Source organism: Mycolicibacterium neworleansense (genome assembly GCF_001245615.1).
Taxonomy (GTDB): Bacteria; Actinomycetota; Actinomycetes; order Mycobacteriales; family Mycobacteriaceae; genus Mycobacterium; species Mycobacterium neworleansense.
This window is the reverse complement of sequence record NZ_CWKH01000001.1, coordinates 1,840,241-1,863,213: the sequence shown is the minus strand read 5'-3', so window position 1 is coordinate 1,863,213 and position 22,973 is coordinate 1,840,241. Positions and strand designations below refer to the sequence as shown.

Sequence of the window (22,973 nt, the reverse complement as noted above, 5' to 3'; positions counted from 1 at the left end):
TCCGGTCCCTCCTCAGTCCAACTGGGAAGTGCCGTCGTTGACGACGCGGCCGGCCAGGCGAACCCAGCCCTCAGGACTCCAGCGGGTCTCGATCACCGATCCCTTTCCCTGGACGATCGTCAGGTCCCGGCTGAGATAGTCGGTCATCCGAACCGCAGCCGCCCCGGTGGCCTCGTCCTCGGGGATGCCCAGATGCGGTGCGAACGACCGGGATCGCACCGTGCCCTTCTCCTTGTCGATCCAGGCCCACAGATAGTTCTCCTCGGCCTCGTCGAAATCGTCGGGGTCGGCGGCGAGCAGTTCGTCGACCGAGGCCAGGTCGTAGATGGCGAACTCCGGCGCCCACTCCGAGCGGGCATTCACGACGGCACGATCGCCGTCATAGTCGACCTGGAGGATGCCCGCAGGCACCCGCAGGGTGTGGACCGGAAACCCGATTTCGCGCAGCCACCACGACGCGCCGACGGTCGGATGCCCGGCGAACGGCAACTCGGCGACCGGGGTGAAGATGTGGGCACTGGCCGAATTACCGCCGGGCTGCGGCAGATCGATGAATACGGTTTCGCTGTAACCCAATTCGGTGGCGATCCGCTGCCGGTCGCCGGGGGCGACGGTGCTGTTGTCGATGACCCCGAGCGGATTGCCGTACCTGCCCTCGGAGTCGGTGAACACACGCAACACGGTGACGTCGATGGCCATAAACCGATGCTACGTCGCATGCCGTGGCCGCTCGGGCGGACTGCCCGGGCAGCCGTGCGGGCCAGAGGATCAGGTGGCGCTGCGCTCGTCGGCGTCCATCGCGTCGAGCACCGCGATCTGGGTGTCGAACGGCCCGCTCATCGCCGATTCGGTCCGTCCGCTGCGCAGCAGGCTGCGGAGCCGATCCTGGTCATAGACCGATGGTTCGGTGGTGTCGATGAAGCGTTCGACCACCTCGACGAAGCGGTCGGGATCGTCGTGGAACGGAAAATGCCCGGATCCGGAGAAGATCTCCAATTGGGAACCGGGCATTGCCGAATGTGCCATCCGGGCGTGGCTGACGGGGATCACCGAGTCGGAGTCGCCCCAGATCAGCTGCACGGGAACGGATTCGGTCAGATAACAGCGGTCCAGCATGGTGACGACCTGGCCACGCCAGTCCACAACGGCGCGCAGGGTCCGGGCGAAGGCCGACGATGCCGTCGGCTCCGGAAGATCCGCCAGGATGCGCAACATGTCCGGAATGTCGTGCCCGAGGCCGGTTGAGCCCAACACCGCGCCCGCGGCCCGGCCGGCCAGCTGCAACGCCGGCAGCACCAAGGGCAGCCGCAGCAGGGCCAGCGCCTCACTGCCCATCGGGAGTGAGGCCACCCGCAACGCCATGTTGACGTCCTTGGTGACCCCACCGGCGCCGACCAGGATGAGGCGGTCCACCAACTGCGGGAACTGGTAGGCGAATTGCATGGCCACACCGCCGCCCAGCGAATGCCCGACCACGGTCACCCGGTCGATGTCGAGGACGCTGAGCAGGTCGCGCATGCCGTTGGCATAGGCCGCCACCGAATAGTCCGCGCGCGGCTTGTCGGAGCTGCCATGGCCGAGCAGATCCGGGGCGATCACGGTGAACCGCTGCGCCAGCGCCGATTGCACGGTGTGCCAGGTGGTGGAGTTGTCACCGATGCCGTGAATCAGCAGGATCGCCGGGCCGGATCCGGCCACCCGAAAGGCCCGCCGGTATCCGTGGATCGTGCGGTATTCGAGCGTCGGGGTGAGCTCGCGAACGGTCCGCAGGTGGGGTTTGCGCTCGGTCATGCTGGTCAACCTCGCTCTCGGCCCGGCATCGGGCTCCTAGGAGTGGTTGTCGCCGTTCGGGAATCCGTCGCCGAAGCCGTCACGTCCGTCTTTGTACTTGTCGTCCTTGTACTTGTCACCGGCCTGCTGGGCGAGGAACCGTTCGAACTCGGCACCCAACTCGTCACCGCTGGGCAGTTCCTCGTCACGCGCCAGCAGGGACCGATTCTCCTGTGCGGCAACGAACGCATCGTACTGGCGCTCCAACCCGGTGACCACTTGGGCGACCTCGGCGCTGGCTTCTACCTGCTCGTTGATCTTGCTGTAGACCTCGGCGCCGGCCTCGGACAGTTTCTCCAGTGGCAGTTGTAGCGAACCTGTCCGGGCCACCTCGGCGAGCAGCGCCTCGGCGGCAGGCGGATAGGCGGTCTGGGCCAGGTAGTGCGGCACGTGCACGGTGTAGCCCACCACCTCATGGCCGTGCTGGGCCATCCGGAACTCGAGCAGGTTGGACACGCTGGCCGGCACCTGGACCTCGCCGACCCACGGCGTGTGGTCGGCGATCAGTTCCTTGTCGTTGGCGTGCGCGGTGAGCATGACCGGGCGGGTGTGCGGCACCGCCATCGGGATGGTGCCGAGCCCGATCACCCGGCGCACCCCGAGCTGCTCGGACAGCAGCCGCACCGCGGTGATGAAACGTTCCCACCTCAGGTCCGGCTCCAGGCCGGCGAGCAGCAGAAACGGCGTACCGACCCCGTCGTGCAGGGCGTACAGGTTCAGCTCGGGTTCCTCGTAGCTGGTGAAATGGTCGGTCTTGAACGTCATCAGCGGCCGCCGCGACCGGTAGTCGAGCAGCTCGTCGATGGCGAACGATGCCACCAGTTCGGTGTCGAGCGTGTCCTTGAGGTGCTCGGCGGCCAGCCGGATCGCGTGGCCGGCATCGGAGAACCCCTCCAGGGCATGGATCAACACCGGCCCGCGGCCATCCGACGACGACAGCTGCGGCGCCGGGAACTCAAGCTCGTACATGCCGCTCTGATCGGGCTGGTAGTGCTGGTCTGGGGTGTCGCTGCTGTCGGTCATCTCGCTTCGTCTCCTCGCTGCGGTAGGACGCTGTGACGGCCCACCACCGTGCCATCTAGTGTCTCGCATACCCGGGTCGTGGGTTCGGTCCGCCCCGCTTGTGCGTTCGAACGCGCCGGGGTGGGTCCGGCATTCCGGCGGCCATCCCCGCGATCAGGCAAGATCGTGATGATGCAGGCGACCCGGATGGCGAAGCTCACAGTCGCGGCGGCGGCAATGACCGCCGCGGCGGCGTGCGCCGGGCCGGGCACCATGACGTCGCCGACCGCGTAGATGTGGTCCACCTTGGTGGTGAAGTTGTCGTCGACGTAGATGCGGCCGCGGTTGTCGGATTCCAACCCGGCGTTGGCCAGGTCGAGGTGGTCGGTCTGGCCTTGGCGCCCGGCCGAGTACATCACGGTCTCGGCGGGGATCTGCTTGCCGCTGGCCAGCGTGGTCACGGTGCCCGAGGTGCCGATGTCGACGGCGGTCACCTCCTCGCCGAACCGGAACGTCACTGCCAGGTCTCGCAGATGAAAGCGAAGTGATTCGATGATCTCGGGGTCGCAGAACTCGAGCATGTCGGTGCGCTTCTCCACCACGGTGACCTTGGTGCCCAGCGCGGCGAACATCGAGGCGTATTCGATGCCGATCACCCCGGCGCCGACCACCACCATCGAGGTGGGCAGGCTGCTGAGATTGAGGATGCCGTCGGAATCGAGGACACGGGCCTCGTCGAACGTCACCCCGGCCGGTCGGGCGGGTTTGGTCCCGGTCGCGATGACGATGAAACGGCCACGGACGGTGACCAATTCGGCTCGGGTGGGGTCTTCGACGACGATCGTGTGGTCGTCTTGGAACCGGCCGTGCCCGGTATAGAGCTCGATGCGGTTGCGCATCAGCTGGGACCGCACGACGTCGATCTCCTTGCCGATCACGTGCTGGGTGCGCGACAGCAGATCGGCCGGGGTGATCTTGTCCTTGACGCGGTAGCTGGCGCCGTACAGCTCGCGTTGGCTCATGCCGGTCAGGTAGACGACCGCCTCGCGAAGTGTCTTGGACGGGATGGTGCCGGTGTTGACGCACACACCGCCGAGCATCATGCCCCGTTCGATCACCGCGACGGTCTTGCCGAGCTTCGCTGCGGCGATGGCGGCGCGCTGACCGCCGGGACCCGAACCGATGACGACGAGGTCATACTCCTGCATCGAACCCATGGCACAAATATCTACGCCGGTTGCCGGTCGCCCGCATGTCGGCGGCACCGAATACCGGGTGAACAAATGGCTGCCGAGTTATCCCCAGCGCGGAATTCATCCCCAGACACCCGCAACCGGCCGGTTCGGGCGTCGGTTCGTGACGGGGCCGGTTGGAACCGTCGAGCCATGACCACACCATCGCCATCCTCGCCCGATTTCGACTTCCGACTCAGCCATCCCGGTGCGCTGATCGCCGCGCTGCCCGCGGTACTCGGATTCGTCCCGCACCGCAGCCTCGTCCTGGTCACCGTTGACCGGGGCGAGCTGGGCTGCGTCATGCGCGCCGATCTGGCCGACGACATGACCGGCCGCATCGGGCACCTGGTCGACCTCGCGGCCACGTCCGGCGCGAGCGCGGTGATCGCCGTGGTGGTGGACGAGCACAGCACGGACTGCCGCGCCTGCGATGACCGTTACCGCGATCTGGCCTCGGTGCTCGACCAGGCGCTGGCAGCCGACGGCATCGAACTCTGTGCCGCGCACGTCGTGGACAAGGTGGCTGCCGGAGGGTCCTGGCACTGCGCGGACGGCTGTGGCGAACATGGGCCGGTGGATGATCCGGGGGCCTCGCCGCTGGCGGCCGCCGCGGTGCTCGACGGCCGTCGGCTCTACGCCAGCCGCGACGAGTTGCTCCAGGTGATCCGGCCGGACCCGGTCGCCACCGACTCGATGAAACGCCCGTTGGCGCTCGCGACGCAGCGCCCGGGGTGCGCGGACACCCGGCCCGACGCCGAGGTGCGCGGTGATGTCGAAGCGACGCTCACGGCAGCAATGCGCGTGGCCGAGGGCGAGGTGCCCGCTGGTGCCGAGGTGGCGCGGCTGGCTGTCGGCCTGGCCGATCCGCGGGTCCGCGACACGCTCTATGCGCTGGCGGTCGGGGAGTGCGCAGATCAGGCCGAAGCGTTGTGGGCCCTGCTGGCCCGCAATCTGCCCGATCCGTGGCGGGTGGAAGCCCTTGTGCTCCTGGCCTTCTCGGCGTATGCGCGCGGCGACGGTCCACTGGCCGGTGTATCGCTGGACGCCGCGCTGCGGGCGCGCCCGACGCACCGGATGGCCGGGATGCTCGATACCGCACTGCAAGCGGGGATGCACCCGGCGCGGATCCGCGAGCTGGCGCTCACCGGGTACCGGTTGGCCGAGCAACTCGGCGTGCAGTTGCCGCCGCGCCGGCCATGGGGACGCCGGGCCTGCTGAGTGCTAGACCTTTTCGACGCGGACCGCGTGTGCCATGTGATGGGGCAGCTCGACCTGCTCGTGTCCGGGGATCACGATCATCACGCCGCCGTGGTCGTTGGCCTCGACGGTGACCCTCGCGTTCGGCACGACGCCGGCATCCTTGAGCCGGCCGATGAGCTCGGTGTCGCCCTGAACGTGCTCGGTGAGTTGGCGCACCACCACGGCCACCGGCAGTCCGACCGGGAGTTCGGTGAGCCGGACCAGGCTGACATCGTCGAAGCCCGCCGCGCCGACGCCGAGGTCCGACAGGCCCGGGATGGGGTTGCCGAACGGCGAGGTGGTGGGGTTGTCGAGCACCTGGACCAGACGGCGCTCCACGTCCTCGCTCATCACGTGCTCCCAGCGGCACGCCTCGGCGTGGACGTCCTCCCACGGCAGGCCGATCACATCGACGAGCAACCGCTCGGCCAGCCGGTGCTTGCGCATCACGGCGACCGCGAGGGCGCGGCCCTTGTCGGTCAATTCCAGGTGCCGGTCACCGGCCACGTGCAGCAGGCCGTCGCGCTCCATGCGTGACACCGTCTGGCTCACCGTCGGACCGCTCTGGTCGAGCCGTTCGGCGATGCGGGCACGCAACGGCACCACGCCCTCTTCCTCGAGGTCGTAGATCGTCCGTAGGTACATCTCGGTGGTGTCGACCAGATCGTTCATGCGCGCCTTCCCAGCCCAAACGTCACCGCACAGTCTACCGTTTCCGGCGTTTGAACTGCGGCGCAACATCGGGGCGTCGGGCAGGTCACATCCTGGTCGAAAACCCCAGGCCAAGCGGGTGGAAACACCAGGAAACCCCTGAATATGCGAGGTGCCCCACCGGTAACCGGCGGGGCACCTCGACAGGAGGGGGACTAGCTGGCGTAGGAGCGGAGCCGATCCGCACGCTCGCCGTTGCGGAGCTTGGCCATAACTTCACGCTCGATCTGGCGGACCCGCTCGCGGGACAGACCGAACAGCTTGCCGATCTGGTCCAGGGTGCGGGGCTGGCCGTCATCGAGGCCGAACCGCAGCCGGATCACCTGCTGCTCGCGCTCGTCGAGCGTGGCCAGCACGTGGCGGATGTCGGTGTGCAGCAGCTCGGAGATGACGGCGTTCTCGGCCGACATCGCCTCGGAGTCCTCGATGAAGTCGCCCAGCGGGGCTTCCTCGTCGGTGCCGACCGGCATGTCCAGGCTCACCGGATCGCGGCTGTGCTCCAGCAGGTCGTTGATCTTCTCGACCGGGATGCCCGACTCCTCGGCCAGTTCCTCGTCGGTGGCCTCGCGGCCGAGGTTCTGGTGCATCTCACGCTTGATCCGGGCCAGCTTGTTGACCTGCTCAACCAAGTGGACCGGGAGCCGGATGGTGCGGCTCTGGTCCGCCATTCCGCGGGTGATGGCCTGGCGGATCCACCACGTGGCATACGTGGAGAACTTGAAGCCCTTTGTGTAGTCGAACTTCTCCATCGCGCGGATCAGGCCCAGGTTCCCCTCCTGGATCAGGTCGAGCAGCGGCATGCCGCGACCCGTGTAACGCTTCGCCAGCGACACCACCAGGCGCAGGTTGGCCTCCAGCAGATGCCGGCGCGCTGCCTCGCCATCGCGGACCACGGTGGCCAGGTCGCGTTTGCGGTTCTCGCCCAGACGCTTCTTGGTGTCCAGCACGTGCTGGGCGTACAAGCCTGCCTCGATGCGCTTTGCGAGCTCTACCTCATCGGCGGCGTTGAGCAACGCCGTTTTGCCGATGCCGTTCAGATACACGCGCACGAGGTCGGCGGCAGGGCTCTGGGCGTCCAGATCGCTGTCGACGCGGCTTGTGGTGGCATTTGCCATGACGGCCTCCTGATCGGCTCGAACTGTCATGCACTACAACGTCGTAGATGCCTTGAGAGTTCCCGCCGATCCTCGGATTCATGCCCGTTGAGCTGCAGTTTTTCCGAAGCGACCTGAGAATGTCCTGAGAATGGCTAAAGAAGCCGCTCAGCTGGGGTCATCGTCACCGGATCGCGCTGCGTCCGGTTGCGGTGGCACGAACGGCTCCTTCTGTAACGCCGGCCGCTCCGCGGTGGGGAACAGTGGAATGCGCTCGCCGCGGCCGGCGTAACGCCGGGGCTCCTCGGCGCTGCGGGGCGGCCGATCGTTGGCGATCAGTACCGCCATCCAGGGCAGCGGTATCGACACCACGATGATCGCGAGCGAGATCAGCCCGTTCTGCCAGATGTTGTAGGCAACCGCGGCCAGGATGAGCGCGGGTATGCGGAAGGCCATCAACGTCAGGTACTTGCGGACGCGCTGGCGGTGCTGCACTTCGTAGGCGGGTGCGGCTTTGGTGATGAGAACCGGGCGGGCTTCCTTGCCGAAATCGTCGCCGAAATCGTCGTCGAAACTCAGCTCGTGGCTTTGTTTCATGCTTCTACTGTTCCACACCTTCCCGCGGTGGTGACAGGCGGATTTCGCTATACCCCGCAGCCAGGCACAATAAAACTATGCAGACCCAGACCATCGAGCGCCCGGACACCGACGAACGCGTCGACGACGGGACCGACGACGACAGCCCCAAGTTCTTCCATTACGTCAAGAAGGACAAGATCGCCGAAAGTGCCGTCATGGGCACGCATGTGGTCGCGTTGTGCGGCGAGGTGTTCCCGGTGACGAAGTCGCCCAAGCCGGGCTCTCCGGTGTGCCCGGATTGCAAGAAGATCTACGAGCAGCTCAAGAAGTAGGCGGCGGCTCGGCGGGCTCGGGCGCTGGTGATTCCACCGGTGCCTGAGCTTCGTCATTCTGGGAGCCGTTGAGGGCTTTTACCTCCAGCCATTCCCGCAGTCTCCTGGCGTGCGTGTCCGCCGCAGGCCATTCCTCTTGAATGGCCGCGTTGAGTTCGGCGCCGAGCATGATGGCGAAACCCAGGAAGAATGCGAACAGCAAGAACGCGATCGGCGTGGCCAGCGCCCCGTAGGTGTAGCCGGTGCTGGTGATCCAGGTCAGGTAGATCCGCAGCCCGAACGTCGCGACCAGGAACACCACGGTGGCCAGTACCGCGCCCAGCATCAGGCGGTGCGTCGGGATCGGCGCGGGCAACGAGACCCGGTACAGGATCGTCACGCCGACGAACACCGCCAGGAACAGCGCCGGGTAATAGCCGTACCGCAGTACGTTGTCCCAGCTGTCCGGGATGTGTTCGGAGACGGCCCGAGGCCCGAGCGCCAGCAGCGGCGCCATGCCGATCGCGGCGACCAGCATGATCACGTACAGGCCCAGCGCATAGAAGCGCTGCCGCACCGGATGCCGCAGCGGCGTCTGATCGTGGGCCTCCACGATGGAGTCCACGAAAGCCGACACCGCCGACGACCCGGCCCACAGCGAGATCACGAAACCCACCGACACCACCTCGCCACGGGCGCCCCTGACGATGTCGCGGATCGTCGGTTCGATGATCTCGTTGACGACGTTGGGGGAGAAGAAGCTGTTCGCCGCGTTGATCAGCTGATCCTGGATCGTCGGCAGCGTGTCCGGCCCGAACAACGGTGCGATGTAGGCCAGGCTGCCGAGCATCCCCAGCAGTAGGGGAGGCAACGACAGCGCGCACCAGAACGCCGCCTGTGCCGACTCCGAGAAGATGGAGTCGTCCCAGCTCTTCGACAATGTGCGTCGAGTGATGTGCCAGATGTGGTGGCGTGATGGTGGTACTGGAAGCGGCTGGCCAGTCATGACCAGTCAAGCATTACTGACGAAACGTGCTCCTGCCCAGGCGGGTCGTGTCGGAGGTCGGCGATCAGGCGTCTGCCGTGCTGGTTTCCAGCACAGCGGCCAGTTCGACCAGCTTGGCTTCGTGCTCGTTGGCGTGGTGCTGGCAGAACAGCAACTCGGCTCCTGAGGGCAGCTTCGCGCGCACGCGCGCGGCCGCACCGCAACGATCGCAGCGATCGGCTCTGGTTAGCTCCGGGCTTGTCAGAGTTGCGTTCATGGCTCCTCCGTCTTCTGCTCTGCGCATCTCGGCAAAGGCGCCTCGATTGCGTATGTCTACTCTGTCAGACGTTTTGGATTCCGGCCTTGTTCCCCAAGGGTTCACCGGTGTGTCGTGTCTCACTTGGCCGCCGTGTTGCTGGACAGGCAAGCTGGCGGTATGCATCCGTCGCCGCGTGTCCTCGTTCACCTGTGCAGCGTCGAGGAATGGCGGACGGCCCAGCGTACCGGCGAGCACCGCCCGGACTCGCTGAGCGCGCAGGGGTTCGTCCACCTCTCGGCGCCCGAGCAGGTGCATCTGCCGGCGAACCGGCTCTACTCCGGTCGCGACGACCTCGTGCTGCTGCACATCGATCCGGCGAAGTTGACGGATCCCGTGCGCTGGGAGCCGGGGGTTCCCACGGATCCGGAAGCGATGCTGTTCCCGCATCTGTACGGTCCGCTGCCGACCGGCGCTGTGACGACCACCACGGCCTACGCGCCCGACGGCCACGGACGGTTTGCGCCGCTCTCCGGCGACACGCCGTCGGGGTAGAGCGCAGCTCAGCAGCCGGCGCGGCGCGTGACATGCTCGTCACGTGTCCGGCGCGGCCCACAATCGGCAGGGCGCGGCCACCCGGCTGCGTCTGGTGAAGGCTGCCGAGCGGCTGTTCGCCGCCCAGGGGGTCGATGCGGTGTCGGTGCGGGCGGTCAATGCCGCCGCGGGGCTCGGTGCCGCCTCGGTGCACTACCACTTCGGATCCAAGGACGATCTGCTGCGCGCGGTGCTCACCGATGTGGGCGCGCCGGTGCGTGACGAGATCGCGGCCAACGTGGCGGTGCTCGCGGCCGACCCGGTCGCGCCGAGCGCCGACGCGCTCGTCCGGGCGGTCACCGAGCCGTATCTGAAACTGCTACTGCGCCATCGGGTCCGGGGCATGCGATGGATCAAGATCATCGCGCAGATCTCCCAGGACAACAATCCGGTCCTGCTCGACACCGAGCAGCACCTTCCCGACGAATTGTTCACCCAGGTGCAGCGGGCGTTTCCGGATTCCGATCCGGCGCGCCTGGAACTGCGCTGGGCCATCTCGATCATGAACTTCATCCAGGCGCTGAGCCGTGCCGACGAATGGCGCCGCAACGGCGGCCGGCTGGACGAAGCGGAACTGCGTGACTTCTACGACGACCTGGTGAGTTTCGTCGTCGGCGGGGTCGACCGCCTGCTCGGTTCCTGACCGATCCATCCTGTCCAGCGGGAGCTTTCACGCCGAAATTTATGGATCACTTGATCCAATCATTCGATCCATATAGCGTCCCGGGCATGTGGAATTCGAGTTCGATCAAGTTCGGGGCGTTCCTGGCGCCCTATCACCCCCTCAATGCCGACCCGGCCCTGCAGCTGCGACGTGACATCGACCTGATGGAGCACCTCGACCATCTCGGATTCGATGAGGCGTGGATGGGTGAGCACCACTCGACCGGGTCTGAAATCGTCCCGGCGCCGGACATGTTCATCGCCGCAGCGGCCGAGCGCACCGAGCGCATCCGGTTCGGCACCGGCGTGATGTCGCTGCCGTACCACCACCCGCTGATCACCGCGGACCGCATCACCCAACTCGACCTGCAGACCCGCGGCCGCCTGATCGTCGGCACCGGCCCGGGCAAGATCCCCCTGGATGCGCACATGATGGGTATCAATCCGATCGATCAGCGCCGCATGCAGGGTGAGGCTCTGGAGGCGGTGCTGCGGCTGCTGCGCGGCGAGGTCGTCGACATGGAGACCGACTGGTTCACCCTGCGCGATGCGCGGGCCCAGTTGCCCACCTACGATCCGGCGGGCATCGAGGTGGCGACCGCCTCGACCATCTCGCCGAACGGGTCGGTGCTGGCCGGCACACACGGGTTGTCACTGCTGTCCCTGGCCGCCAGCTCGCCGGGCGGATTCGATGTGCTCGACCGCAACTGGGGTGTGTACGAGAAGATTTCAGCCGAGAACGGGCACCGTGCGGACCGCGCCACCTGGCGGCTGGTCAACCCGATGTTCCTCGCCGAGACCCGGGCCGACGCCGAGCGGGCGGTCAGCCGCCGCATCCACGCCATCGCCGAATACGTCAACCGGCAGCAGGGCATCAACCCCGATTGGGCGCAGACCCCCGCGGGCATCATCAACCAGTGGCGCACCGACAACCTGGGCGAGTTCGGGCAGGTCATCATCGGCACGCCGGAGGATGCGATCGCCCAGATCGAGCGGCTCATCGAGAAGACCGGCGGGTTCGGCACGCTGCTGATCATGCATGTGGACATGGCCGGCTGGGAGGACACCAAACGCAGCTACGAGCTGTTCGCCTCCGAGGTCATCCCGCACTTCAAGAAACGCAACGTGGGCCGGCAGGCCAGCCTGCAGTTCGCCGAGGACAACTCCGAGTACCTCCTCGGCGGCCTCATCGGTGCCATCACCAAGGCGCACACCGACTATTACGGCCAGCCCGCCGAGCAGCTCGCCGGACAGGGGGCGTGATGCGCGCGGCGGAGTACTTCGACGGCAGCTTCACCGTCACCGATGTCAGCGGACCACCTGCCGCCGGACCCGGACAGCTGCGGATCAAGGTTGCGGCCTGCGGCATCTGTGGCAGCGATCTGAGCATGTCGAAAGACCCTTGCCGGTTCGTGTCGGTCGCGGCGGCCGGGGGTTTTCCGCTTGCGGTGTTCGACCACACCAAGCCCATCGTGCTCGGGCACGAGTACGCCGGCACGGTCGTCGAATGTGGCCCGGGAGTATCTGATTTCGAGGTCGGTGATCGGGTGGCGGGGATCGGTGTGGCCACCGAGGCCGGCACCGGCATCCCGACGATCATCGGCTACTCGAACGAATACCACGGGGCCTTCGGCGAATTCATCGTCGTCGACGGATTCTGGGTCCGCAAGGTGCCCGACGGGTTGTCACTCGAGCACGCGACCTTGGCCGAACCGCTGCATGTCGGTGAGATGCATGTGCAGCAGTCGGGGCTCACCGAGGCCGACGCCGCATTGGTGATCGGCTGCGGCTCCATCGGTCTCGGCACGATCTTGGCCGCCAAGGCGCACGGGGCACACACGGTGATCGCCGCCGAGCCGTCGCCCAAGCGCCGGGAGCTGGCCGCCAAGATGGGCGCCGACATGGTGGTCGACCCCAACGAGCAGGATCCGATCGAGCTGTGGAATTCGATGCTCATGGCGGGCCGCGGCGGGGGGGGCATCTTGATCGCCTACGAAAGCAGCGGCCGGGTCGGCACCCTGAACACGCTGACCCATACTTTGCCGTTCGGATCCCGGATCCAGGTCGTGGCTTCACCTTTCGGTGACGAGACGATCATTCCGGTGGTCGCGCAGTTCCGGCAGATCGCCATCAACTTCGGTCACGGTCCCTACCACGAGGCCTACGACACCGTGCTGAAGCGGTTGGCCGACGGGGAGATCGACGCCGAGGCCATCATCACGGGGCGGGTCGGCCTCGATGGCCTGGGTGACGCATTCGAGGCGCTGCGTGACCCCGAGGCGCACGTCAAGATTCTGGTGCTGCCCGGGGCGTGAGGCCGACCCCGGCCCGCGCTGTGCGGCGACGGATACACAGCGCGGGCCGGGGTCGGTGCCCGGAGGTTTCGCAGCGGCTCAGTGCGAGTGGACCGGGGTCACCGGGATCCGGCCCGCACTGGCGCCGCCGTCGACCGTCAGATCGGCGCCGGTGATGTATGACGACGCGTCCGAGGCCAGAAATGCGACGACCTCGGCGACCTCGTCGGGGGTGCCGACCCGGGTGAGCGGTGCACCGGGATGGCCGCCGAGACCGCGTTCCACCTCGAGATGGGCGATCATCGGTGTGTCGATCATGCCCGGATAGACGGTGTTGACGCGAATACCCAACGGGCCCAGCTCGATTGCTGCGACCTTAGACATGCCGCGCAGGCCCCACTTGGATGCGCCGTACGCGGTGTAGCCGGCGAGGCCCTGCACACCGGCCTGCGACGAGATGTTCACGATCGAGCCGCCACCGGCGGCCGTCATCGGTTCGGTGACGGCCTGCATGCCCAGGAAGGCGCCGATGAGATTGACGCGCAGCATCTGCTCGAATCCGGCGGTGTCCTGCTCGGCCAGCGGCACCACCTTGCAGATGGCGGCGTTGTTGACCAGGACGTCGATCCGCCCGAACCCGGCCATCGCGGTATCCACCGTTGCGCGCCAATCGGTTTCGCTGCCAACATCGAGTCGGACGAAGCGGGCGGCGGGGCCGATGGACGCCGCGACCCGCTCACCTTCCTCGACGAGCACGTCGGTCAGTACCACCCGGGCACCGAGTGCGGCGAACAACCGTGCTTCGGCTTCGCCCTGGCCGCGCGCGGCGCCGGTGATGATCGCGACCTTGCCCGACAGGTCGACGCCGGCCATCAGTCGTTGTCCTGGTCGATGCCGGTCAGCATGAGTTCGGAGACACGGCGCGGGAACTCGGTGAACTTCGCCATCGGAACGATGTTGCGAGGCAGGATGACATGGCGGCGGTTGTGTTCGACGGCTTCGGCGATTGCCACCGAAACCGCTGCCGGGTCCAGCGATTCGCGCGGAATCATCCGCCACCGGATGGACCGTTCGATGGTGCGCCGCGCCGGGCCGAACGCCCGGATGTGATCGATCATGTCGGTCTTGACTTCGCCGATCTGCACCAGCGTGGTGCCGACCGGCTTGCCGCGCAGCTCACCGCGGATACCTGCGGTGAAGTGGCTCAGGCCCGCTTTGGACGTGCCGTACAACGTCAGGCCGGGCCCCTGCGAGATCGCGCCCATCGACGACACATTGACGATGTGGCCACGCCCCCGTTGCACCATGCGCGGCATCACCTGACGGCAGATCTCCATCGGTGCCGCCAGGTTGACCTGCAACAGGTTACGAATCTGTTCGGGGCTGACCTGGTGGAACCGGCCGACGTGGTCGACACCTGCGTTGTTGATCACGATGTCCACGGGGCCGTCGGCCTCGACGCGGTCGATGAGCCCCTCGACAGCTTCCGGGTCACCCAGATCGGTCGGGTAAGCCTTGCCGTTCAACTCCTTGGCGAGCAGGTTGAGGGACTCGGCGTCACGCGCCACCACGGCGACGTCGACACCACGTGCGGCCAGGACTTCGGCGATGCTCTTGCCCAGTCCGCGGCTCGCGCCGGTGACCAGAGCGCGGGAATTCCTCAGCTTCATGGGTTGCCTTTCAGTCTTTGTCTGATGTGGTCGGGGAACTCAGGGCGGCGCGGACGGCGGCGCACACATCGTCGCTGGCCTCGGCGGCGGCCGGGAGGTGGTCGGCGAGGTTGAAGAAGCCGTGGAAGCCACGCTCGTACCGCCGGACACTGACTTTCGCCCCGCCTTCGGCGAGCATGCGGGCGTACTCCTCGCCCTCCTCGCACAGCGGATCCAGGGCCCCGGTCAACACGTGGGCATCCGGAAGTCCGGTCATGTCGCCGAGAATCGGCGATGCCGACACCTCGGTCTGGGCGCCGCTGTCGCCGAGGTACTGGGCGGTGAACCACTGCATGTGCTCGGCGGTCAGTACCCCGCTACGGGTGTGCGGGCTGGACAACGACGATTTGCGGCGCTGATCGACCACCGGATAGATCAGCACCTGGAATGCGATCGGCGGCCCCTTGCGGTCGCGTGCGGTCATCGCCACCACGGCCGCCAGGTTGCCCCCCGCGCTGTCGCCCACCACCGCCAACCGGCCCGGGTCACCGCCCAGCTCGCCTGCGTTGGCGGCCACCCATTCGGTCGCGGCCCAGGCGTCCTCGACCGCGGCGGGATACGGATGCTCGGGCGCCAGCCGGTAGTCGACCGAAACCACCATGGCACCAATGCCGTTGGCGAGCCGGCGGCAGCACGAATCGTGTGAGTCGAGGTCACACAGCACGAACCCGCCGCCGTGGAAATACACCAACACGGGCAGGGGTGTGCCGGCGTCGGCCGGGTTGAGCGGATGGTAGATCCGCACCGGAATGTCGCCGGCGGGACCGGGAACGGCACGGTCCTCCACGCTGCCCACGGCCACGGGTTTGGCCGGCCGTCGGCTGGCCTTGAGCCGGGACCGGACCTCGGCCGCGGCAGCGACGGGGTCGAGGTCGCCTTCGAGGATCGGGGCGAACGCGTCGCCCATCCGGCCGGCGACCTCTCGCTTCATGGTGTCGGAATCGCTCACTTGACACCCCCGGTCAGCTCGCCCCGCAGCACCTTGCCGGTGGCGTTGCGGGGCAGCTTGGTCAGGAACTCGACATCCCGGGGGATCTTGTAGCGGGCCAGGTTCGCCCGCACGTAGTCCTTGATGTCGTCGGCGGCCAGGTCCGCGCCGTCGACCAGCACCACGTAGGCGTTGAGCCGCTGGCCGAAATCGTCGTCGCTGACCCCGATCACCGCGACCTCGTCGACCTCCGGGTGGCTGGTGATCAGGTTCTCGACCTCCAGCGGATAGACGTTCTCGCCGCCGCAGATCACCATGTCGTCGTCGCGGCCGTCGATGTAGAGCCGGCCCGTGTCGTCGAAGTGGCCGACGTCGCCGCTGCTCTGCAGACCGTCGATCGACTCCTTGATGCGGCCGTCGGTGTAACCGGCGAAGCTCACGTCGCTGCCGGCGAACACCCGGCCGATCACGCCGGGTTCGGTGATCTCCCTGCCCGCATCGTCGTACAGCCGCACCGCGCATCCGACCGGAGCCCGGCCCGCGGTGCGCGGATCATGCAGCAGGTCCTCGGGCATCGCCACCGTCATGACCGCGAGTTCGGTTGAGCCGTAGAGGTTGTAGAGCACCGGGCCGAATTCGGCGAGGGTGCGCTTGACCAGGTCGGGCGGCATGGCCGACCCCGAGACGAAGATGATCTTGAGCGACGAGGTGTCGTAGGCGTCGCGGACATCCTTGGGCAGAGCCAGGATTCGCTGCAGCATCGTGGGTACGACGACCAGCACGTCGCAGCCGTGGTTCTGGACCGCACGCAGGGTCTCCTCGGGGTTGAACTTGCGCCGCAGCACCAGGCGGTTACCGAGCGCCAGCGACAACACGGCCTGGCCGAGTCCGGTGCCGTGGAACATCGGCGCGGCCAGCATGCAGGTCTGACCGCGGCGGCGCGGCACGCGGTCCAGCAGCTGTGCCGAGAACAGGGGAGAGGTCTTGCCGCGCGGGGCGCCCTTTGGCGTGCCGGTGGTGCCACTGGTCAGCAGCGTCATGCCGCCGGGCTTGGCGGGTGCGGCCACCGGGGCCGGCGAGGTGGCGGCGATCAGACCTTCCAGCGAACCTTCGATATCGGAGCTCGTGCGTTCATCGGTCCACGCCAGGAAGCGCCGCACGCCCGGGTCGATGGCACTGACCAACTCGGTGAACTCCTCGTCGTGCACCAGCACGTTGACCTTCTCGCGGGCCGCGACGTCGGCGAGCTGGGGTTTGGCGAAGCCGGTGTTCATCAGCAGCAGCTGTGCCCCGACCTTGCCCGCCGCGGCCAGGATGGTGACCAGGCCGCGGTGGTCGCGGCACAGCGCCGCGATGACCGAGCCGGCGCCGATTCCCCGCGAGTTCCAGGCCCGGGCCAGTGCGTTCACCCGGTCGTTGAGCTGGGCGAACGTCACGTCGCCCCATTCGTCGGTGATGGCGATGGCGTTGGGGTCGCCGGTGGCGGCACTCTCGATGACGGCGGCGAATCCGCCGAACTGGCGGACCAGCTTGGCCTGCCGGATGCCGTCGGCGGCTCCGCCGGACAGTCCGGACTCGCGGAGCACGGCGATGCTGCGGGCGATCACCCGGAACCGGTTGACCCTGGCGGCGAGGCTGGCAGGGCGCGGAATGGCTCGCTTCATGGCGCAAACCGTAGGTTGCCTCGCGCAGGCAGCGGGCTGCCGAGTCTCGCTGTGCGGGACAGCTTGTCTACTGGGACACACGATTGGATAAGAGTGATGGCAGCCACAGGCAGTGCCGTATCGGCGGTGAGGACAAGCGAGGTTGAGAATGCGGCGTTTGAAGGGTGAGGACAACAGCTTCCTGGCGTGGGAAAGCGTGGTCCAACCGCAGCACACGATGAAGGCCGTCGTACTCGATCCGAGCCAGATGGCCGAGCCGCTGACCTTCGACCGGCTCAAGTCCGCGGTGCAGGGCTGGGTCGACAACATCGAGCCCCTCCAGTGGCAGTTGCTTTCCCCGCGAGTCGGATTCGGCCGGCCGTGGTGGGTTTCGCGGCCGCAGCTCGACATCGACCACCACCTGCAGCGGACCACTGCGCCCGCACCCGGCGGCGATGAGGAGCTCGCCGCGACCATCGGTGAGATCTTCGAGGTGGCCCTCGACCGGAACCGGCCGGCCTGGCAGCTGTGGTTCGTCGACGGCCTGGCCGACGGCCGCGTCGCCCTGGTGCTCAAGATTCACCACGCCGTCGCCGACGGCACCGCATCGCTGCGGCTGCTGGAAACCCTGTACAGCACCGACCCCACGAAACCGCTGCCGAAGCCGCGGTCGACGCCGTTGCCGAACGAGCGGCGCCCGGCACCGTGGATCTGGTGGCCGCTGGTTGTCCGTCATCAAATCGCGGCCCTGGCCCGGTTCCCGAGCATCATCGCCCGGACCGTCGCAGTCACCGGGGTGATCCGCCGCCGCCAGAAGGCCGGAAAGCCCGGTTACGCAGAAGCATTCGCCGCACCGGCCATGCCGTTCAACGAACCGTTCTCGGCCAGCCGCAAATTCGCCTACCGGCGTTGCGACGTGACAGAGATCAAGCGGGTGTCAAAGGCTTTCGGCGTCACGATCAACGACGTCTTTCTCAGTATCTGTGGCGGTGCCCTGCGCGACTACCTGGCCGAGAACGGACAGCTCGCCGACGAGAGTATGACCGCGGTGGTGCCCGTCTCGATGCGCCCGGCCGAGACCGAAGCCGAGTGGGGCAACAAGGTGGCGCGGTGGAACGTCGACCTCGCCACCCACATCGCAGACCCGGTCGAGCGGCTGGCCGCGATCGCCTCGGCGACCCGCACCGCGCGGGAGGTGCAGGCCGAGCGTGACGCCTGGCTGCAGCACGACTGGATGGAGTACTGGCCGCTGTTCTGGCTGTACTCACGGGTGCTGCCGATCCTCGGGGCGAAGATGAAGCGCCGCCCGATGTTCAGCCTGATCGCCTCCAACATGCGCGGCCCGCAGAAGACGCTCTACTGGGGCGGTGCGCCGATCGAGCAGCTCATCTCCTCCGGGCCGATCGTGTTTCCGATGGGGTTGAACTTCACCGGTTGGAGCTACCGCGACGAGATGGCGATCTGCGTGCTCACCTGCGGTGATCAGGTGCCCGACCCGTACGGCATCGCCGACCGGGTGCCGCGGGCCCTGGCGGAGCTGTCGGCGCGGGCGGCTTCAGCCGAGGCCGGTTTGCTCGCTCCGGATCGTCAGGCGGTATCCGGCTAGGACGTCGAGCCACAGCCGGGCCACGGGATCCGCCGCGTCGAGCGCATGGCGGCTCCCGCTGCTCAGGAGTTGGTCGGCGGCATTGCGTGCGCGGGTCACGGCTTGGCTCAGCGCTGTCGCGGCCGCGGGTGCATCCGCGCTCAGTGACGCGCTGAGTTGCAGCCGTGCAGCGTCGATGTCGGATTCCGCCTTGGCCACCAGGACCGCCGAGGAAGTCAGTTCGGTGGTGTCCTCGCTGCCGTACGAGGTGGCCAGTCGCCGGCGGACCTGGCCGACGTGGGCCTGCCACACCCCGGACGCGGCGCCGACGACGGCGGCGGCCCGAGCGGCTCCGGCGAGGACCCGGTAGGAAGGCCGCGCAGCATCGAATTCGTCACTGTCACAAGAAGTGTCATCAGGATGCTCGAACACGGACTGTGCGTCGACGGCCGCGTCCGACACCGTGACGTCGCCGATACCCGCCGAGTCCAGGCCGCGGCGACCGACGTGCCGGTCCACCTGCACCACACTGCGGGGCAGCAGGACGCAGCGGACCGAATCGCCGTCGAGGGCGCTCAGCAGCAGCCAGTCCGCGAGTGCAGCACCGCTCACCGCTTCCCAGCGGCCGGTCAGCCGAAACTGTCCGGCCTCGGCGGTCAACTGTCCCGTCGCATCCCCGCAAGCGGTGACCAGCGCACCGGCGTCGGCGCCCCACACCCGTTCGGCGGCCGTATCGCCCAGACCGGTCACCGCGTAGGCCGCGGCATTGACCGCAGCGGCGAACCAACCGCCCGACCCGTCGCGCGCGGCGAGATCGGCCACCGCCGCGACGAAGTCGGCCGGCGACACCGCACGCCCGCCGTAGCCGACCGGCTGCAACAACCGGCACGACACCGAATCACGCAGGACGGTAATCGATTCAGCAGCCGAGACGCTGGGATCGACGCCGGGTGTACCGGTCGGCTCGGCCATATGACCTCCTGGGAGGGGCGACGAATGGTATCCACGATGGTGACATACCCGACGGGCAGGATTGGGCGGCACGGATGACGCAGAATGTGCGCGCTGCGGTGCGACAGGCACTGCCGGCGATCGCCGAAGCCGCCGTCGATGTCGACCTCACCGGGGCCGTGGACCCCTCGGTGATCGCCGGTCTGCACGATGCGGGCTTCTTTGCGATGCTGCGACCCAAGGCGTTCGGCGGGATCGAGGCCGAACCGGCCGACTACCTCGCGGTCACCCGCGACCTGTCCGCGGCGTGTACTTCCACCGGTTGGCTGGCCGGGTGGCTGGGGGTCAACACCTGGCACCTGTCGCTGTTCGACGAGCGTGCCCAACGCGATGTGTGGGGGGGAGATCCGCGCACCCTGCTGTGCGAGTCGTATGCCCCGACCGGCCGGCTCGAACGTGTCGGTGACGAATTCCGGTTGTCGGGCCGGTGGAGCCGATGTACCGGGATCCTGCACGCGTCGTGGCTCATGGCTGCCGCGGTGCTGGTGGGTGAGGACGGCGCGGCCCAGGATTTCCTGGTGGCGCTTGTGCCGCGGGCCGACTATGTCGTGGAAACGAGTTGGAACAGCGTGGGATTGCGCGGTATCGGCGCGCACGATGTGGTCGTGTCGGGTGCGGTGGTGCCGCGGTACCGCACGTTCGGCTGGGTCAGCGGTGAGCAGCTCGGCACGCTGGCGCCGCTGTACCGGCTGCCGCAACCGACCATGTATACCCACACCGGAACGGTTCCCCTGCTCGGTGCGGCCCACAACATCCTGTCGGCGTTGCAGCCTCACTCCGGCTCGCCGGTGGATCCGGTTGCCATGGCGTGCAGCGACCTCGAGTTGTCGGTCAGGCAGATCGAGCGCAATCTCGCCGATCTCATGGACTGTGTGCGTGCCGATCTCGCCCCGGACAGCGCCCTGGTGCTTCGATCGCGCCGGGACCAGGTACTGGCCTCCGAACGCGCGGTGGCCGCGATCCGGACGTTCATCGCGCACTCTGGCGGTCGCGATGCCGCCGACCCTCTGGTGGAGCGGGTGTGGCGTGATGTCCAGACCGCGCAGACCCACGTGGCCAGCAATGTGGAGCAGGTGCTGGCCCTGGTCGGTCGCCACTCCTTCGGTATGGAGGTCGACGAGATCCTCTGGTAGCCGGCCCTTTCAGACCCACGCGTCAGACGTCAGCGTCCGCAGCACGCGGGACAGCAGGTTGTCGGTGGCCTGCGCGTGGGACGGGGCAAGCGATGCGGAATCCCGTGCGCCGGTGTCTTGGGAGCCCAGTTGCTGGGAGATGTGCCGGGCCGCGCGGATCACGAACGGGGCGGTTCGTTGCAGGCGGTGCAGCGGCACCGCGCCGGTCAGGGACAGGCCCGCCACCTCGCCGTCTGCCGAGCGCAGCGGGGCCGCCACGCTGGTCAGCCCGATCGCCAGTTCCTCGTTGTCATAGGCGAGTCCGTGCCGGGAGCGGATCCGGGCCAGTTCGCGGTGCAGGGTCTCCCGGTCGCTGATGGTGGACCGGGTGGACCGGGCCAGCCGCGGCCCCAGGACGGCGTCCACCTCCTCGGCGGGAAGCTGGGCCAGCATCGTCTTACCCAGCGCGCTGGCGTGCGCGGGCGTGTGCCCGGCGACGCGGGTGGGCACCACCGCGCTGTTGCGGCCGGCCACCTTGTCCAAGTAGACGACGTCACCGCCGAACAGCACCCCGAGGTGGACCACCAGCCCGGTGTCGGCATGGAGGCGGGACAAGGTCGGGGAAGCCACGCTGCGCAACTGCGAGTGGTCGACCATCCTGGTCACCGGCAGCGGGGAGGCCGCCAGGGCGTACCCGTCGGGACGGTGTTGCAGGAGCCCGGCGCTGTGCAACTGCTTGAGGATCCGGTGTACCGAGGAGCGGGGCAGACCGGTGCGGCCCGCGATCTGGTCCAGCCTGAGGTGTTTGCCGGGTTCGTCGAACACGTTGAGGATCAGGGCGACCCGATCGACCATCGACACGGCGGTGTCACGTTGTTCGGTGCGTGGTCGTGATGTCGCGTTGCTGGTGGATGCCGGCACCTGCGCCCCCTAGGACGTCGAGCAGTGGGTCACTCACGATCTCACTCAGCGGGATGCTGCCGCAAGCACTTGAGCGCGGTACCCGACCATGGGATCAGCACGCGATATGCGCGAACAGGGAGTTTTGGATGCGTGGTGTTGAAATGACCAGGGACGTTCTGGACGGCATCAGTGAGAATGCCGATCGGATACAGGCACTCGGGCCCGCCAACGAGACGCTCGGCCGGCTCGACAGTCGGACCGTGGACGCGCTGCGCGAGTGCGTGGTGATGCACATGCTGCAGCCCGAGGAGTTCGGCGGTATCGAGACCCATCCCGGAGACTTCGCCGAGGCGGTCCTCGAGATCGCCCGCCTCGACGGCTCGGCGGGCTGGGTCGCCGGTTCGGTTGGCGTGCCGCCGTGGGCACTGGCCTCGGCCGGCCGGCGCCTGCGCGACGAGGTGTGGGAGGCCGATTCCGACATCTGGATCGCCTCGGCCCACACGCCCGCCGGGGTGCTCTTGCCCGTCGACGGCGGCTACCGGCTCTCGGGCCAGTGGCGGTCGGTCGCAGCGATCGACCATTGCGAGTGGGTGGTCGCCGGTGCCCGTGTGGTCGGGACGGGCGACACCGCCGGGCTCGGGTATTCCCTTGTGCCGCGGACGGATCTGGGCATTGTCGAGGAGTCCTGGGACGCGATCGGGTTGATCGGTACCGGAAGCAAGAGCATCGCCATCGATGACGTGTTCATCCCCGGGCACCGGTTGCTCAACCACAACAGCATCGTCGAGGGCACCGCGGCGGGCCGCGCGGGTCTGCGCAGCCCCATCTATCACATCCCGCTCAGCACCATTGCGCCACTGGGGATCACGGCCGCGGTGATCGGCATGGCCGAGGGGGCACTGGCCCACCATGTCGAGACGGCCGACTCCGCAGGTGCGGTCTCCGAGCACGCGGCCGCCGAGATCCGGGCGTCGCGGCTGGCGCTGCTCGACACGCTGACGGCGTCCTTCAACCGCGTCCTGGACGGGCCGATCGACCCGGGGATGCGGGCCCGGGCGCGCCGCGACCAGATCGCCGCGGCCCGGCGGGCGGTGCGGGCGATCGATGAGATCGTCTGTCACTCAAGCGTCGACGCCCTGCGCCGCGGCAGTCCGGTGCAGCGGTTGTGGCGCGACGCGCACGTCGGGCTTGCCACGGTGATCGGTGAGTCGAAGGCCGTGGCCCCGTAATTCTCGGTCAGACGAAGGTGGGCGGCGCTGAGGTCAGCGCCGCCCACCTTCGTCCCGTAC

23 protein-coding genes and 1 pseudogene are annotated in these 22,973 nt (G+C 67.8%); 9 read left to right on the top strand and 15 right to left on the bottom strand.

Annotated features, from left to right (window positions below; all coding sequences use genetic code 11):
- Positions 1-12: 12 nt before the first annotated feature.
- From BN2156_RS08715 to BN2156_RS08700, 4 genes and pseudogenes are all read right to left on the bottom strand, one after another.
- Entirely contained in the window at positions 13-699 is a 687-nt protein-coding gene (locus BN2156_RS08715; RefSeq protein ID WP_090512420.1) for a PhzF family protein, read from the bottom strand.
- A 69-nt stretch (positions 700-768) separates the two neighbouring features.
- Positions 769-1,791 carry an alpha/beta fold hydrolase gene (locus tag BN2156_RS08710; RefSeq protein WP_090512418.1) on the bottom strand — a complete coding sequence of 341 codons (1,023 nt, stop codon included), beginning with the start codon at positions 1,789-1,791 and terminating at the stop codon, positions 769-771.
- Positions 1,792-1,827: 36 nt separating this feature from the next.
- Positions 1,828-2,853: a proteasome assembly chaperone family protein gene (locus BN2156_RS08705; RefSeq protein WP_090512416.1), complete on the bottom strand. Its 1,026-nt coding sequence runs from the start codon at positions 2,851-2,853 to the stop codon at positions 1,828-1,830.
- A gap of 218 nt (positions 2,854-3,071) precedes the next feature.
- Positions 3,072-4,049 (bottom strand): annotated as a pseudogene (locus tag BN2156_RS08700) (FAD-dependent oxidoreductase); the annotation flags it as partial.
- Positions 4,050-4,217: 168 nt separating this feature from the next.
- Between BN2156_RS08700 and BN2156_RS08695 the strand changes: the two are divergent.
- Positions 4,218-5,285: a DUF4192 domain-containing protein gene (locus BN2156_RS08695; RefSeq protein ID WP_090512414.1), complete on the top strand. Its 1,068-nt coding sequence runs from the start codon at positions 4,218-4,220 to the stop codon at positions 5,283-5,285.
- A gap of 3 nt (positions 5,286-5,288) precedes the next feature.
- On the opposite strand, the gene BN2156_RS08690 is transcribed toward BN2156_RS08695, so the two are convergent.
- From BN2156_RS08690 to BN2156_RS08680, 3 genes are all read right to left on the bottom strand, one after another.
- Complete coding sequence (locus BN2156_RS08690; RefSeq protein WP_036444961.1) at positions 5,289-5,978, bottom strand: iron-dependent transcriptional repressor DtxR; 690 nt, start codon at positions 5,976-5,978, stop codon at positions 5,289-5,291.
- A 194-nt stretch (positions 5,979-6,172) separates the two neighbouring features.
- The gene (locus BN2156_RS08685) at positions 6,173-7,162 is read right to left on the bottom strand and encodes a sigma-70 family RNA polymerase sigma factor (RefSeq protein WP_255376491.1); all 990 of its coding nucleotides are present in this window, start codon (positions 7,160-7,162) and stop codon (positions 6,173-6,175) included.
- 117 nt (positions 7,163-7,279) lie between these two features.
- Positions 7,280-7,708: a DUF3099 domain-containing protein gene (locus BN2156_RS08680; protein ID WP_090512411.1), complete on the bottom strand. Its 429-nt coding sequence runs from the start codon at positions 7,706-7,708 to the stop codon at positions 7,280-7,282.
- A 77-nt stretch (positions 7,709-7,785) separates the two neighbouring features.
- On the opposite strand from BN2156_RS08680, the gene BN2156_RS08675 reads away from it, so the two are divergent.
- On the top strand, positions 7,786-8,022 hold the full coding sequence (locus BN2156_RS08675) for a DUF3039 domain-containing protein (protein WP_003880577.1): 237 nt from the start codon (positions 7,786-7,788) through the stop codon (positions 8,020-8,022).
- Here BN2156_RS08675 and BN2156_RS08670 read toward each other — a convergent pair.
- Both BN2156_RS08670 and BN2156_RS08665 read right to left on the bottom strand, forming a co-directional pair.
- Positions 8,012-9,007: a YihY/virulence factor BrkB family protein gene (locus BN2156_RS08670; RefSeq protein WP_090512408.1), complete on the bottom strand. Its 996-nt coding sequence runs from the start codon at positions 9,005-9,007 to the stop codon at positions 8,012-8,014. The two genes, BN2156_RS08675 and BN2156_RS08670, sit on opposite strands and share 11 nt — an antisense overlap.
- A gap of 64 nt (positions 9,008-9,071) precedes the next feature.
- Complete coding sequence (locus BN2156_RS08665) at positions 9,072-9,263, bottom strand: DUF7455 domain-containing protein (RefSeq protein ID WP_036444951.1); 192 nt, start codon at positions 9,261-9,263, stop codon at positions 9,072-9,074.
- Between the two features lie 159 nt (positions 9,264-9,422).
- Between BN2156_RS08665 and BN2156_RS08660 the strand changes: the two genes are divergently transcribed.
- The 4 genes from BN2156_RS08660 (at position 9,423) to BN2156_RS08645 (ending at position 12,814) form a co-directional block, all read left to right on the top strand.
- On the top strand, positions 9,423-9,797 hold the full coding sequence (locus BN2156_RS08660; protein ID WP_090512405.1) for a DUF952 domain-containing protein: 375 nt from the start codon (positions 9,423-9,425) through the stop codon (positions 9,795-9,797).
- 43 nt (positions 9,798-9,840) lie between these two features.
- Positions 9,841-10,479, top strand: coding sequence for a TetR/AcrR family transcriptional regulator (locus BN2156_RS08655; RefSeq protein WP_090512403.1), 639 nt, complete (start codon positions 9,841-9,843; stop codon positions 10,477-10,479).
- 86 nt (positions 10,480-10,565) lie between these two features.
- Positions 10,566-11,762 (top strand): LLM class flavin-dependent oxidoreductase, encoded by a 1,197-nt coding sequence (locus tag BN2156_RS08650; RefSeq protein WP_090512400.1) that lies wholly within the window; start codon positions 10,566-10,568, stop codon positions 11,760-11,762.
- Positions 11,762-12,814: an alcohol dehydrogenase catalytic domain-containing protein gene (locus tag BN2156_RS08645; RefSeq protein WP_090512398.1), complete on the top strand. Its 1,053-nt coding sequence runs from the start codon at positions 11,762-11,764 to the stop codon at positions 12,812-12,814. Before BN2156_RS08650 ends, BN2156_RS08645 begins: the two co-directional genes overlap by 1 nt.
- Positions 12,815-12,892: 78 nt before the next feature.
- Here BN2156_RS08645 and BN2156_RS08640 read toward each other — a convergent pair whose 3' ends face one another.
- Genes BN2156_RS08640 through BN2156_RS08625 form a run of 4 tightly spaced genes read right to left on the bottom strand, consistent with a single transcriptional unit; the run spans position 12,893 to position 17,094 of the window.
- The gene (locus tag BN2156_RS08640) at positions 12,893-13,666 is read right to left on the bottom strand and encodes a glucose 1-dehydrogenase (RefSeq protein ID WP_090512395.1); all 774 of its coding nucleotides are present in this window, start codon (positions 13,664-13,666) and stop codon (positions 12,893-12,895) included.
- Positions 13,666-14,463, bottom strand: a complete 798-nt coding sequence (locus tag BN2156_RS08635; protein WP_090512393.1) for an SDR family NAD(P)-dependent oxidoreductase — start codon at positions 14,461-14,463, stop codon at positions 13,666-13,668. Before BN2156_RS08635 ends, BN2156_RS08640 begins: the two co-directional genes overlap by 1 nt.
- 10 nt (positions 14,464-14,473) lie before the next feature.
- A complete protein-coding gene (locus tag BN2156_RS08630) occupies positions 14,474-15,451 on the bottom strand; it encodes an alpha/beta hydrolase (RefSeq protein WP_235625249.1) in 978 nt (325 codons plus the stop codon).
- Entirely contained in the window at positions 15,448-17,094 is a 1,647-nt protein-coding gene (locus BN2156_RS08625; protein WP_090512390.1) for an AMP-binding protein, read from the bottom strand. Before BN2156_RS08625 ends, BN2156_RS08630 begins: the two co-directional genes overlap by 4 nt.
- Before the next feature lie 148 nt (positions 17,095-17,242).
- Between BN2156_RS08625 and BN2156_RS08620 the strand changes: the two genes are divergently transcribed.
- Positions 17,243-18,679 carry a wax ester/triacylglycerol synthase family O-acyltransferase gene (locus BN2156_RS08620; RefSeq protein WP_090512388.1) on the top strand — a complete coding sequence of 479 codons (1,437 nt, stop codon included), beginning with the start codon at positions 17,243-17,245 and terminating at the stop codon, positions 18,677-18,679.
- Here the strand turns inward: BN2156_RS08620 and BN2156_RS08615 are convergent.
- Entirely contained in the window at positions 18,629-19,630 is a 1,002-nt protein-coding gene (locus BN2156_RS08615) for an acyl-CoA dehydrogenase family protein (protein ID WP_090512385.1), read from the bottom strand. The two genes, BN2156_RS08620 and BN2156_RS08615, sit on opposite strands and share 51 nt — an antisense overlap.
- A 74-nt stretch (positions 19,631-19,704) precedes the next feature.
- On the opposite strand from BN2156_RS08615, the gene BN2156_RS08610 reads away from it, so the two are divergent.
- Positions 19,705-20,802, top strand: coding sequence for an acyl-CoA dehydrogenase family protein (locus BN2156_RS08610; protein WP_090512383.1), 1,098 nt, complete (start codon positions 19,705-19,707; stop codon positions 20,800-20,802).
- Between the two features lie 9 nt (positions 20,803-20,811).
- Here the strand turns inward: BN2156_RS08610 and BN2156_RS08605 are convergent, their stop codons facing one another.
- A complete protein-coding gene (locus BN2156_RS08605; RefSeq protein ID WP_235625248.1) occupies positions 20,812-21,702 on the bottom strand; it encodes an IclR family transcriptional regulator in 891 nt (296 codons plus the stop codon).
- A gap of 143 nt (positions 21,703-21,845) precedes the next feature.
- Between BN2156_RS08605 and BN2156_RS08600 the strand changes: the two genes are divergently transcribed.
- A complete protein-coding gene (locus BN2156_RS08600; RefSeq protein WP_090512381.1) occupies positions 21,846-22,913 on the top strand; it encodes an acyl-CoA dehydrogenase family protein in 1,068 nt (355 codons plus the stop codon).
- Positions 22,914-22,973: the final 60 nt, after the last annotated feature.

What these genes read in the sequence shown, in the direction of transcription:
- BN2156_RS08685 (WP_255376491.1), bottom strand. Translation starts at nt 7,162, where the DNA reads ATGACAGTTCGAGCCGATCAGGAGGCCGTCATGGCAAATGCCACCACA.
- BN2156_RS08640 (WP_090512395.1), bottom strand. Translation starts at nt 13,666, where the DNA reads ATGGCCGGCGTCGACCTGTCGGGCAAGGTCGCGATCATCACCGGCGCC.
- BN2156_RS08710 (WP_090512418.1), bottom strand. Translation starts at nt 1,791, where the DNA reads ATGACCGAGCGCAAACCCCACCTGCGGACCGTTCGCGAGCTCACCCCG.
- BN2156_RS08610 (WP_090512383.1), top strand. Translation starts at nt 19,705, where the DNA reads ATGACGCAGAATGTGCGCGCTGCGGTGCGACAGGCACTGCCGGCGATC.
- BN2156_RS08645 (WP_090512398.1), top strand. Translation starts at nt 11,762, where the DNA reads ATGCGCGCGGCGGAGTACTTCGACGGCAGCTTCACCGTCACCGATGTC.
- BN2156_RS08635 (WP_090512393.1), bottom strand. Translation starts at nt 14,463, where the DNA reads ATGAAGCTGAGGAATTCCCGCGCTCTGGTCACCGGCGCGAGCCGCGGA.
- BN2156_RS08665 (WP_036444951.1), bottom strand. Translation starts at nt 9,263, where the DNA reads ATGAACGCAACTCTGACAAGCCCGGAGCTAACCAGAGCCGATCGCTGC.
- BN2156_RS08680 (WP_090512411.1), bottom strand. Translation starts at nt 7,708, where the DNA reads ATGAAACAAAGCCACGAGCTGAGTTTCGACGACGATTTCGGCGACGAT.
- BN2156_RS08695 (WP_090512414.1), top strand. Translation starts at nt 4,218, where the DNA reads ATGACCACACCATCGCCATCCTCGCCCGATTTCGACTTCCGACTCAGC.
- BN2156_RS08670 (WP_090512408.1), bottom strand. Translation starts at nt 9,007, where the DNA reads ATGACTGGCCAGCCGCTTCCAGTACCACCATCACGCCACCACATCTGG.
- BN2156_RS08650 (WP_090512400.1), top strand. Translation starts at nt 10,566, where the DNA reads ATGTGGAATTCGAGTTCGATCAAGTTCGGGGCGTTCCTGGCGCCCTAT.
- BN2156_RS08705 (WP_090512416.1), bottom strand. Translation starts at nt 2,853, where the DNA reads ATGACCGACAGCAGCGACACCCCAGACCAGCACTACCAGCCCGATCAG.
- BN2156_RS08600 (WP_090512381.1), top strand. Translation starts at nt 21,846, where the DNA reads ATGACCAGGGACGTTCTGGACGGCATCAGTGAGAATGCCGATCGGATA.
- BN2156_RS08690 (WP_036444961.1), bottom strand. Translation starts at nt 5,978, where the DNA reads ATGAACGATCTGGTCGACACCACCGAGATGTACCTACGGACGATCTAC.
- BN2156_RS08620 (WP_090512388.1), top strand. Translation starts at nt 17,243, where the DNA reads ATGCGGCGTTTGAAGGGTGAGGACAACAGCTTCCTGGCGTGGGAAAGC.
- BN2156_RS08615 (WP_090512385.1), bottom strand. Translation starts at nt 19,630, where the DNA reads ATGGCCGAGCCGACCGGTACACCCGGCGTCGATCCCAGCGTCTCGGCT.
- BN2156_RS08660 (WP_090512405.1), top strand. Translation starts at nt 9,423, where the DNA reads ATGCATCCGTCGCCGCGTGTCCTCGTTCACCTGTGCAGCGTCGAGGAA.
- BN2156_RS08625 (WP_090512390.1), bottom strand. Translation starts at nt 17,094, where the DNA reads ATGAAGCGAGCCATTCCGCGCCCTGCCAGCCTCGCCGCCAGGGTCAAC.
- BN2156_RS08715 (WP_090512420.1), bottom strand. Translation starts at nt 699, where the DNA reads ATGGCCATCGACGTCACCGTGTTGCGTGTGTTCACCGACTCCGAGGGC.
- BN2156_RS08675 (WP_003880577.1), top strand. Translation starts at nt 7,786, where the DNA reads ATGCAGACCCAGACCATCGAGCGCCCGGACACCGACGAACGCGTCGAC.